The organism is Streptomyces sp. NPDC020362 (assembly GCF_040642095.1).
GTDB lineage: Bacteria > Actinomycetota > Actinomycetes > Streptomycetales > Streptomycetaceae > Streptomyces.
Map to the genome: position 1 here is coordinate 22196 of NZ_JBFAET010000103.1, position 9742 is coordinate 31937.

The window sequence follows — 9742 nt, forward strand, 5'->3', positions numbered from 1 at the left end:
CGGCATGAACGTACTGACAGACAACTTCTCGACCTACTGGGAGGGGTTCCTCGGCACGGTCGAACTGACCGTCTACTCCTCCCTGCTGGCATTGGTGCTCGGCTTCCTGATGGCCTCCTTCAGGGTCGCCCCCGTCGCCTCCCTGCGCTTCTTCGGCACGGCGTGGGTGACGGTCCTGCGCAACACCCCGCTGACCCTGTTGTTCTTCGCGGTTCTCCTCGGACTGCCCCGGTTCGGAGTCGTGCTGCCCTTCGAGGTGTTCGCGGTCCTCGCCCTCGGCTGCTACACCTCCGCGTTCATCTGCGAGGCGCTGCGCTCAGGGATCAACACCGTCCCCACCGGACAGGGCGAGGCCGCCCGCAGCCTCGGCATGAACTTCCGCCAGACCCTGTCCCTGGTGGTGCTGCCGCAGGCGTTCCGGTCGGTGATCCCGCCGGTCGGTTCCACGCTCATCGCGCTCGCCAAGAACTCCGCGATCGCGGGCGCGTTCAGCGTCACCGAGCTGCTCGGCACCTACAAGACCATCAACGAACTCGGCTACAACATCGTCTGGACCTTCGTCTGGATCGCCGTCGGCTACCTGATCATCACGCTCTCCATCAGCGCCCTGTTCAATCTGCTGGAACGGACGTGGGGAGTCGCCCGATGACCGGGGCAGCCACCGCGCTCTACGACATTCCGGGTCCCGCCACCAGACGACGGCACGTCGCCTACGGTGTGCTGTCCGCCGTCGCCCTTCTCGCGCTGGCCGCCTGGATCCTGTACCTCCTCTTCGACACCGGCCAGTTCACCTACACCAAGTGGATGCCCTTCGAGTACAAGGGCATCCAGGAGCTGCTCCTGCGCGGCCTCGGCAACACCCTCAAGGCGTTCTCGATCGCGGCCGTGTGCTCGCTGGCCCTCGGCGGGCTGCTGGCGACCGGAAGGCTGTCGGACCACCGGCCGGTGCGGTGGCTGGCCACGATCGTCGTGGAGTTCTTCCGCGCGATGCCCGTGCTGGTGATGATCTTCTTCATCTTCGTGGCGCTGAAGGTGCAGCCGCTGCCCGCACTCGTCGCCGGACTCACGCTCTACAACGGCTCGGTGCTCGCCGAGGTCCTCCGCTCCGGCGTGAACGCCGTCGAACGCGGCCAGAAGGAGGCCGCGTTCGCGCTCGGCATGCGCAAGACCCAGGTGATGGCGCACGTCCTCGTACCGCAGGCGGTGCGGGCCATGCTGCCCGCCATCATCAGCCAGCTGGTGGTGGCCCTGAAGGACACCTCCCTCGGCTATCTCATCACCTACGAGGAGTTCCTCCACGCCGGGAAGCTCATCGCGTCGAACCTCGACTACGATTTGCCCTTCATCCCTGTGGTGATGGTGATCTCGCCGATCTACATCGGGATGTGCATGCTGCTCTCGTGGTTCGCCGGCTGGGTGTCCCGCCGTGAGCAGCGCAGTCCCAAGACCGAGGCCGTGGCTCTCGTCACGGCCGAACCTGGGACGCTGCTGCCGGGTGGGGAGCCCCCCACGGCCCCGAGACCGTAGGGGGTGGCAGTTCACACGGGCCAGGCTCGTCCGGCGGCAGCCGGAGATCACTGCTCGCGCACGGGGACGGACACGTACGACGGGTCGTCCGAGGGCGAGGAGAAGGTCAGCTGCGCGCCGGACGGGTTGTGCTCGATGTACAACGGGTCGACGGTGTCGACCACCAACGCGAGGCGGTGCCCGGCGGGGACGTCGTAGGCCGTGGAGAACAGGTCCAGGTCCACGTCGAACGGCTCGCCGGGCGTCCGCCCGTGCCAGGTGTAAGGCGCGTTGGTGACCAGCTTGCCGAAGCCGAGCGGCCCCACGTCGTACAGGTAGGCGATGAGGGTGCCGCTCTCCTTGGTCGGGGTGAGCGTGGTGTGCAGCGAGGCCGTCCCGCGCACCTGCTGGGCCGTGCCGTACCGCTCCGACTGCCACACGGCCGCCCAGCGGCGCGGCAGCAGCGGGATCGAGGCGACGGGCGGCAACTGGGCGACCTGGTCCAGGATGCTGGAGAGGAAGACGATCCCGCCGTCCGCGCCCGAGTCGATGTTCGCGTGGATCGTGGTGGAGCCCGCCAGCTCGATCTTCCGGCGGGTCGCGCCGACCGACTTCCAGTCCGGGTAGCCCTCGTATCCCCCCGCGCTACGGGACTTCAGCTGGACGGGCTGTTCGCGGTCGATGCCGTTGTCGACGCCCTTGAGATAGTGGTCGAGCCAGCGGCCGGTGTCCGTCCACACGTCGTTGGGCAGCCCGAACAGGCCGGTCAGTTCGGCGGTCGCGTGGTCGCCGGGACGCATCTCCAGCCGCTTGGGGACGGTGAGCTTCTCGTAGAAGTCGGCGTACTGGTTGGCCGGGAAGACCGTGTCGCCCCAGGCGTTGGCGAGCATGACCGCGGCGCCGTTCTTGTTCAGCTGGTCGATGTAGGTCGCCGCCGAACGCTTCTTGCCCCAGTCGATCATCTCCTGTTCCTTGTCCAGGTTGGACGAGTACAGGTTGTCGAAGATCTCGCGCAGTTCGGGGCTCTCGCGGCCGGTGAGGGTGCCCGCGCCGTCCAGCACGGCGGCCGCCTGGAGGTGCTGGGTGCGGCCCGAGTAGATGGAGTTGATCAGGTCGGCCCAGCCGCTGAGCGCGGCGACGGCTTTGATCCGCTTGTCGTGGGCGGCGGCGAGCAAACTGATCCCGGCGCCGTAGGAGACGCCCGCCATGCCGACGTGCTGCGGGTCCGCCGGTGTGTTGGCCAGAGCCCAGTCGATGACCTTGGAGGCGTCCGCTATGTCGGGCGGACCCGCCACTTCTATCTGGCCGCCCGACTGCCAGAAGCCGCGCACGTTGTAGGTGAGCACCACATAACCGGAGTCGGCGAGTTTCTGCGCCTGGGCGAGATACTCCACCTGCGGCAGGCCCCAGCTCGTGGGCAGCACGACGAGCGGGTAGCGGTGCGAGCCGTCGGCGTCCGCGGGCGCGACGACGTTCGCCTTCAGTACGGTGCCGCCGTCGCCGGTGATGTCCACGAAGCGGACGGACGGCGCGGCCTGGGCGGCCGGAGCCAGGCCGACGACGGTTCCGGCGACCAGCGCCGCGCACACGGCGCCGACGGCTGAGGTGCGCAAGGTGGTGCGACCGTGTCCCATGGGTCACTCCTCACTCGTGTAAATACAAAGTGACCCGACGGTAACCGGCCAGACTTACCGTAAGTAACCCGTCGGTAAGTTACGTGCCGGTAAAGATTGTTGAACGCTACGACGCCCGGTGCGAGGTACGCGCCGTCTCCGTCGCCGGAAGGGGTGCCTGCGCCGCCCTCGTCACATCCGCGACCAGCTCGCAGAGATCGGGGCCGTACGCCTGGGAGTTGACCACCTTCAGCAGCAGCACGAAGGAGCCGGTGCCGTGCTTGCGGCTCAACCGCTCGTGGTTGCGGGCGAGATAGCGGGTGGCGGCCTGGTTGGTGATGGCCCGCTGCCCGCAGAAGAGGAACACCGGACGGGTCTGCCGGCCCGCGGTCAGGCGCGCCAGCAGGACGTACTCGGTGACCCCCGGCTCCATGCGGTACCGCTCGCCGCCGATCTGGAATGCGCCCCGGTCCGGGCCGGGTTCGGCATCGACGTTCACGCGTATGCCGGGCAGCATCGCCGCCATGTGGGCCAGCATCCGCCGGTTCGACGCCGGGCCGCCCACGCAGAACTCGGTGCGCTCGCCGAACCCCTGCTGCGGCGCGTCCTGCGTGACCATCTGCAGATGCGCGCCGCAGTCCTTGATCAGCGCGGAGAGTTCCAGCAGCGCGAAGACGTCGAAACGGTGGACGGCCGGCTCCGCGGTGGCCGGGTCACGGTTGACGACGAGCAGGGACTCCGAGTTCTCCGGCAGGCCGAAGAAGGCCTGCTTGCGTCGCAGCTTGCGTCTCCACAGATAGGTGCGGGCGAGCCAGCCGAGCGCGGCACTGATGCCGGCCGCTATGACGCCCAGGACGATATTGCGCACGTCGTCGTTCATGGCCGCGCATGCTAGCGGGCCCGGGCAACGGATACGTACCGGCGTTCGACGTGTGACGTTCGTGTGGCGGGCCCTCCAGGCGTACTGTCGGGGTGACGGCAATCTCGTTAGGCTGCGCGGACTGTCCCGACGGGAGGTTCGGATGGGTCGTCCTGGCACGCGGAAACTGGCGGTTCTGGCGGTCTCGGCCGCCATGGTGTCGGTGGGGGCGGCGGGCCCGCCCGCCCCGACGGGCAAGACGCCCACGAAGGTTCCGGTGGCCGTCGGCTACGGCGGCGCCGTGGCGAGCGTCGACGCGGACGCCTCCGCCGCCGGCATCGAGGTGCTCAAGAAGGGCGGCAACGCGGTCGACGCAGCCGTCGCCACCGCAGCCGCGCTCGGCGTCACCGAGCCCTACTCGGCCGGCATCGGCGGAGGCGGCTACTTCGTCTACTACGACGCCAAGTCCCGTACCGTGCACACCATCGACGGCCGCGAGACCGCGCCGCTGACCGCCGACTCGAACCTGTTCGTGGAGAACGGCAAGCCGCTCGCCTTCGCCGACGCCGTCAGCAGCGGCCTGAGCGTCGGCACCCCGGGCACCCCGGCCACCTGGCAGACGGCGCTGGACCACTGGGGCAGCAGGAGCCTCGGTACGGTCCTGAAACCGGCCGAGCGGATCGCCCGCGACGGCTTCACGGTGGACGACACCTTCCGTTCGCAGACCGCCTCCAACGAGACCCGGTTCCGCTACTTCCCCGACACCGCCGAGCTGTTCCTGCCGGGCGGACAGCTGCCGGCCGTCGGCTCCACCTTCAAGAACCCCGACCTCGCCCGGACCTACCAGGAGCTGGCGCGGAAGGGCGTCGGTGCGATCTACCACGGCGACCTCGGCCGGGACATCGTCGACACGGTCGACAAGCCGCCGGTGGACCCGGCTTCCGGCTGGAAGGCACGCCCCGGAAAGCTCTCCGACAAGGACCTGGCCGCCTATTACGCCAAGCTCCAGCGGCCCACGAAGACCTCGTACCGCGGTCTGCAGGTGTACTCGATCGCGCCCTCCTCCTCGGGCGGCACCACGGTGGGCGAGGCGCTCAACATCCTGGAGAAGAGCGACCTTTCGAAGGCGAGCGAGGTGCAGTACCTGCACCACTACATCGAGGCCAGCCGTATCGCCTTCGCCGACCGCGGGCGCTGGGTCGGCGACCCCGCCTTCGAGGACGTCCCGACCGAGCAGCTGCTCTCGCAGCGGTTCGCGGACTCGCGCGCCTGCCTGATCACCGACGACGCGGTGCTCACCAGCCCGCTCGCGCCCGGCGACCCGCGCCGTCCTGCCGCCTGTGCCACCGCCGGCAAGGCCGCCCCGACGACGTACGAGGGCGAGAACACCACCCACCTCACCGTGGCCGACAAGTGGGGCAACGTCGTCTCCTACACGCTCACCATCGAGCAGACCGGCGGCAGCGGCATCACCGTGCCCGGCCGGGGCTTCCTGCTCAACAACGAGCTGACCGACTTCTCCTTCGCCCCGGCCAACCCGGCCGTGCACGACCCGAACCTGCCGGGACCGGGCAAGCGACCGCGTTCGTCCATCTCGCCGACCATCGTCCTCGACCGGCACGACAGGCCCGTGGTGGCGCTCGGTTCGCCCGGCGGCGCGACCATCATCACCACCGTGCTGCAGACCCTGACCGGGTTCCTCGACCGGCATCTGCCGCTGGTCGACGCGATCGCCGCACCGCGCGCCAGCCAGCGCAACGCGGCCAGGACGGAGCTGGAACCCGCCCTCTACAACAGCGACCTGAGAGGGAAGCTGGAGGCCATCGGGCACTCCTTCTCGCTCAACCCCGAGATCGGAGCGGCGACCGGCGTCCAGCGGCTGCCCGGCGGCAAGTGGCTGGCCGCGGCCGAGAAGGTACGGCGTGGCGGCGGCTCGGCGATGGTGGTGGACCCGGCGCCGTAACCCCGCCTCCCTGAGACACCGGCACCGTAACCCTGCCTCCTGAGACACCGGCTCCGGAGTCGGGGGCCCCGCGCCACCGGCTCCGGGGCTGGCGTTCCCGCGTCACCGCAGCCGGGCGGGTGTCCCTACGACACCGGCTCCGGGGCGGGCGGCGGCGTTTCCTGCGCACGGAAGTCCAGCTGCCCGCCCTGTACGTCCACCCTGACCCGGCTGCCGTGGGTGATCGTGCCGTCCAGCAGCAGCCGGGACAGCTGGTTGTCGACCTCCCGCTGGATGGTGCGGCGCAGCGGGCGGGCGCCGTACTCGGGCTGGTAGCCGTGCTCGGCGATCCAGTCCACGGCCGCGTCCGTGAACTCGACGCCGACGCCCTGCCCGTCCAGCAGCCGGCGGGTGCGCTCCAGCAACAGGTCGGTGATCTGCCGCAGTTGCTCGCTCGTGAGCTGCCGGAAGACCACGATCTCGTCGATCCGGTTCAGGAACTCCGGCCGGAAGTGCTCGCGCAGCGGCCGCAGGATCTGCTCGCGACGTGCCTCCTCGTCGGCGTCCGCGCCGCCCGGCCCGAAGCCGATCCCGGCACCGCGCCGGCCGATGACGTCGGAGCCGAGGTTGCTGGTCATCACGATGACCGTGTTGGCGAAGTCCACCGTGCGGCCCTGGGAGTCGGTGAGCCGGCCGTCGTCGAGGACCTGCAGGAGGATGTTGAAGACGTCCGGGTGGGCCTTCTCCACCTCGTCGAGCAGGAGCAGCGAGTACGGGTGCCTGCGCACCACCTCGGTGAGCTGCCCGGCCTCCTCATGGCCGACGTACCCGGGCGGGGCGCCCACCAGCCGGGAGACCATGTGCCGCTCCTGGTACTCGCTCATGTCGAGGCGGACCATCCGGTCCTCGCTGCCGAACAGGGCCTCGGCCAGCGCCCGGGCCAGCTCGGTCTTGCCGACGCCCGTCGGGCCGAGGAAGAGGAAACTGCCGATGGGGCGGTCGGGGCTGGCGAGTCCGGCGCGGGAGCGCAGCACGGCCTCGGCGACCACGGCGACCGCCTGCTCCTGGCCGACCACCCGCTGGTGCAGATGCGCCTCCAGACCGAGCAGCCGCTCCTTCTCCTCCTGGGTCAGCCGGCTGACCGGGATGCCGGTCTGCCGGGACACCACCTCGGCGATGGCCTCCGCCGTCACCTCCAGGTTCAGCCCCTCGTCGGCCTCGTCGCCGCCGCTGGCCGCGGCGATCCGCTGTTTCAGACCGCCGATCCGGTCGCGCAGCTGCGTGGCCTGCTCGTACTGCTCGTCGGCGACCGCCTGGTCCTTGTCCCGGACCAGCTGCTCGACCTCGCGCTCCATCGCGCGTACGTCCGTGCCCTTCGTCCGGGAGTTCAGGCGCACCCGGGCGCCCGCCTGGTCGATGAGGTCGATGGCCTTGTCCGGCAGCCTGCGGTCGGTGAGATAGCGGTCGGACAGCTCCACCGCGGCCACCAGCGCCTCGTCGGTGTAGCGGACCTGGTGGTGGGCCTCGTACCGGTCGCGCAGCCCGCGCAGGATCTCGACCGTGTCCTCGGTCGTCGGCTCGGGCACCAGGATCGGCTGGAACCGGCGGGCCAGCGCCGCGTCCTTCTCGATCCTGCGGTACTCCTCCAGCGTGGTCGCGCCCACGATGTGCAGCTCGCCCCGGGCGAGCGCGGGCTTGAGGATGTTGCCCGCGTCCATCGCACCGCCCTCGCCCCCCGAACCGGCGCCGACGACGGTGTGCAGCTCGTCGATGAATACGATCAGCCGGTCGGAGTGGGCGCGGATCTCCTCCACGATGGTGTTCAGGCGCTCCTCGAAATCGCCCCGGTAGCGGGTGCCCGCGACCACCCCGGTCAGGTCCAGGGCGACCACCCGCCGCCCGGCCAGGACGTCCGGCACGTCCCCGTCCGCGATCCGCTCCGCGAGCCCCTCGACGATGGCCGTCTTGCCGACCCCCGCGTCGCCGATCAGCACGGGGTTGTTCTTCCCGCGCCGGGACAGCACCTCGATGGTCTGCTCGATCTCCTCGTCGCGGCCGATGACCGGGTCGACCCGGCCCTCGCGGGCCAGATCGGTCAGATCGCGGCCGTACTTGTCGAGGGTCGGCGTGCCGGTGGGCCGCTGCCGCTCCGGTCGTGTCTGGGTGATCTCCGGGGCCTCCGGCGGCAGCGCGCCCGACGGGAAACGTGCCGCGTTCAGGATGTGCCCCGCCGCCGAGTCCGGGTTCGCCGCCAGCGCGCTCAGCACGTGCTCAGGGCCGATGTACCCGGCACCGCTCGCCCGCGCCATGTCGTGCGCGTCGAGCAGGGCGCGCTTGACGGCCGGGGTGAGGGACAGCGAGGTCGGCGGCGGCACCTCGCCCGGCGGATGCTGGACGGGGCCCGCGCGGTCGTCGATCTCCGTCGCCAGCGAGTCCGGGTCCGTACCGGATCGGCTGAGCAGGCTCCGGGTGGGCTCGGCGGCGACGGCCGCGCGCAGCAGGTGCTGGGTGTCCAGGTCCCGGCTGCCGTGCTCGGCGGCGTACTGGGCGGCCCCTCTGACCAGCTCGCGGGCCGGCTGGCTGAGCAGGCGGCCGATGTCGATGTGGCGGGGACCGGTGCCTCCGCCGGCGGCTCCGCCGAAATAGCGGCCCAGGAATTCACCGAAGGGGTCAGGAGGATAGCCGTTGGTCATGGCGTTCCGTTCCTTTGGTGCTCGTTGCTAACACCTTGGCACGGATGCCTGCGGCTGGCATGTGCGCGAGCGCCTGATCATCGGGGGCGAGTGTCCTTGCGCGGGTGCGGGTCCGTCGTGGCTGCCCGCGCAGTTCCCCGCGCCCCCGAGGCCGGCTGCCCTATCGCCTCTCCGTGAGAACCCTCGGGCCCGACTCCGTGATCGCCACCGTGTGTTCCGCATGGGCCGCTCGGGAGCCGTCACCGGTGCGCAGGGTCCAGCCGTCGTCCGCCTCGTAGTAGGCGTCCTTGCCGCTCGCGATCACCATCGGCTCGATCGCCAGGACCATGCCGTGGCGCAACGCGAGACCCCGGCCGGGACGGCCCTCGTTGGGGACCTCCGGGTCCTCGTGCATGCGGCGGCCCACGCCGTGGCCGCCGAAGCCGGCCGGGATGCCGTAGCCCGCCGTGCGGCACACCCGGCCGACGGCGTGGGCGATGTCGCCGATGCGGTTGCCGACGACGGCCGCCTCGATGCCGGCCGCCAGGGCGCGCTCGGCGGTGTCGATCAGATGCAGGTCCGCCGGGCGCGGGCGGCCGACCGTGAAGCTGATCGCCGAGTCGCCCGCCCAGCCGTCCAGGGTGGCGCCGCAGTCGACGGAGACCAGGTCGCCGTCGCGCAGACGGTAGCGGGTGGGGATGCCGTGCACGATCGCGTCGTTGACCGAGGCGCAGATGACCGCGGGGAAGGCGGTCGGGGCGAAGGAGGGGCGGTAGCCGAGGAACGGCGAGGACGCCCCGGCCTCGCGCAGCACCTCGCGCGCCACCTCGTCCAGCTCCAGCAGGGAGACGCCGACGTTCGCGGCCCGTCGTACGGCCGTCAGGGCCCGTCCGACGACCTGGCCCGCCGCGTGCATCGCGTCGATCGATGTGTCCGTCTTCAGTTCCACCATGCCAATTACTATACCGGTATTTGAATGGGGAGCGAGTGGCGGGGCGGTATTAGAATGGGCTCCATGGTGCGAACCCCTCTCACTCCCGAAGAGCGCGAACGCGGTGAACGGCTCGGGCTGCTGCTGCGCGAGGCCCGTGGCGGGCGGAGCATGGCCGAGATCGCGGCCGAGGCGGGCGTCTCGGCCGAGACGCTCCGC

The 9742-nt window shown here is 70.6% G+C and carries 7 protein-coding genes and 1 pseudogene; 4 read left to right on the forward strand and 4 right to left on the reverse strand.

The window, feature by feature from the left end:
- Positions 1-4: 4 nt before the first annotated feature.
- Together AB0H32_RS29530 and AB0H32_RS29535 are read left to right on the forward strand one after the other, a co-directional pair.
- On the forward strand, positions 5-649 hold the full coding sequence (locus AB0H32_RS29530; protein ID WP_361126447.1) for an amino acid ABC transporter permease: 645 nt from the start codon (positions 5-7) through the stop codon (positions 647-649).
- A complete protein-coding gene (locus AB0H32_RS29535; protein WP_361126450.1) occupies positions 646-1527 on the forward strand; it encodes an amino acid ABC transporter permease in 882 nt (293 codons plus the stop codon). Before AB0H32_RS29530 ends, AB0H32_RS29535 begins: the two co-directional genes overlap by 4 nt.
- A 47-nt stretch (positions 1528-1574) precedes the next feature.
- Here the strand turns inward: AB0H32_RS29535 and AB0H32_RS29540 are convergent, their stop codons facing one another.
- Together AB0H32_RS29540 and AB0H32_RS29545 are read right to left on the reverse strand one after the other, a co-directional pair.
- A complete protein-coding gene (locus AB0H32_RS29540; protein ID WP_361126453.1) occupies positions 1575-3140 on the reverse strand; it encodes an alpha/beta fold hydrolase in 1566 nt (521 codons plus the stop codon).
- Positions 3141-3246: 106 nt separating this feature from the next.
- Positions 3247-3999, reverse strand: a complete 753-nt coding sequence (locus AB0H32_RS29545; RefSeq protein WP_361126456.1) for a hypothetical protein — start codon at positions 3997-3999, stop codon at positions 3247-3249.
- A 142-nt stretch (positions 4000-4141) separates the two neighbouring features.
- Between AB0H32_RS29545 and ggt the strand changes: the two genes are divergently transcribed.
- Positions 4142-5941: a gamma-glutamyltransferase gene (gene ggt / locus AB0H32_RS29550; RefSeq protein WP_361126459.1), complete on the forward strand. Its 1800-nt coding sequence runs from the start codon at positions 4142-4144 to the stop codon at positions 5939-5941.
- 125 nt (positions 5942-6066) lie between these two features.
- On the opposite strand, the gene AB0H32_RS29555 is transcribed toward ggt, so the two are convergent.
- On the reverse strand, positions 6067-8613 hold the full coding sequence (locus AB0H32_RS29555; RefSeq protein ID WP_361126462.1) for an ATP-dependent Clp protease ATP-binding subunit: 2547 nt from the start codon (positions 8611-8613) through the stop codon (positions 6067-6069).
- 160 nt (positions 8614-8773) lie between these two features.
- Positions 8774-9544, reverse strand: a complete 771-nt coding sequence (map, locus tag AB0H32_RS29560; protein ID WP_361126465.1) for a type I methionyl aminopeptidase — start codon at positions 9542-9544, stop codon at positions 8774-8776.
- Positions 9545-9607: 63 nt separating this feature from the next.
- Between map and AB0H32_RS29565 the strand changes: the two are divergent.
- Positions 9608-9742: pseudogene (locus tag AB0H32_RS29565) on the forward strand (XRE family transcriptional regulator); the annotation flags it as partial.

What these genes read in the sequence shown, in the direction of transcription:
- AB0H32_RS29530 (WP_361126447.1), top strand. Translation starts at nt 5, where the DNA reads ATGAACGTACTGACAGACAACTTCTCGACCTACTGGGAGGGGTTCCTC.
- AB0H32_RS29535 (WP_361126450.1), top strand. Translation starts at nt 646, where the DNA reads ATGACCGGGGCAGCCACCGCGCTCTACGACATTCCGGGTCCCGCCACC.
- AB0H32_RS29540 (WP_361126453.1), bottom strand. Translation starts at nt 3,140, where the DNA reads ATGGGACACGGTCGCACCACCTTGCGCACCTCAGCCGTCGGCGCCGTG.
- AB0H32_RS29545 (WP_361126456.1), bottom strand. Translation starts at nt 3,999, where the DNA reads ATGAACGACGACGTGCGCAATATCGTCCTGGGCGTCATAGCGGCCGGC.
- ggt (WP_361126459.1), top strand. Translation starts at nt 4,142, where the DNA reads ATGGGTCGTCCTGGCACGCGGAAACTGGCGGTTCTGGCGGTCTCGGCC.
- AB0H32_RS29555 (WP_361126462.1), bottom strand. Translation starts at nt 8,613, where the DNA reads ATGACCAACGGCTATCCTCCTGACCCCTTCGGTGAATTCCTGGGCCGC.
- map (WP_361126465.1), bottom strand. Translation starts at nt 9,544, where the DNA reads ATGGTGGAACTGAAGACGGACACATCGATCGACGCGATGCACGCGGCG.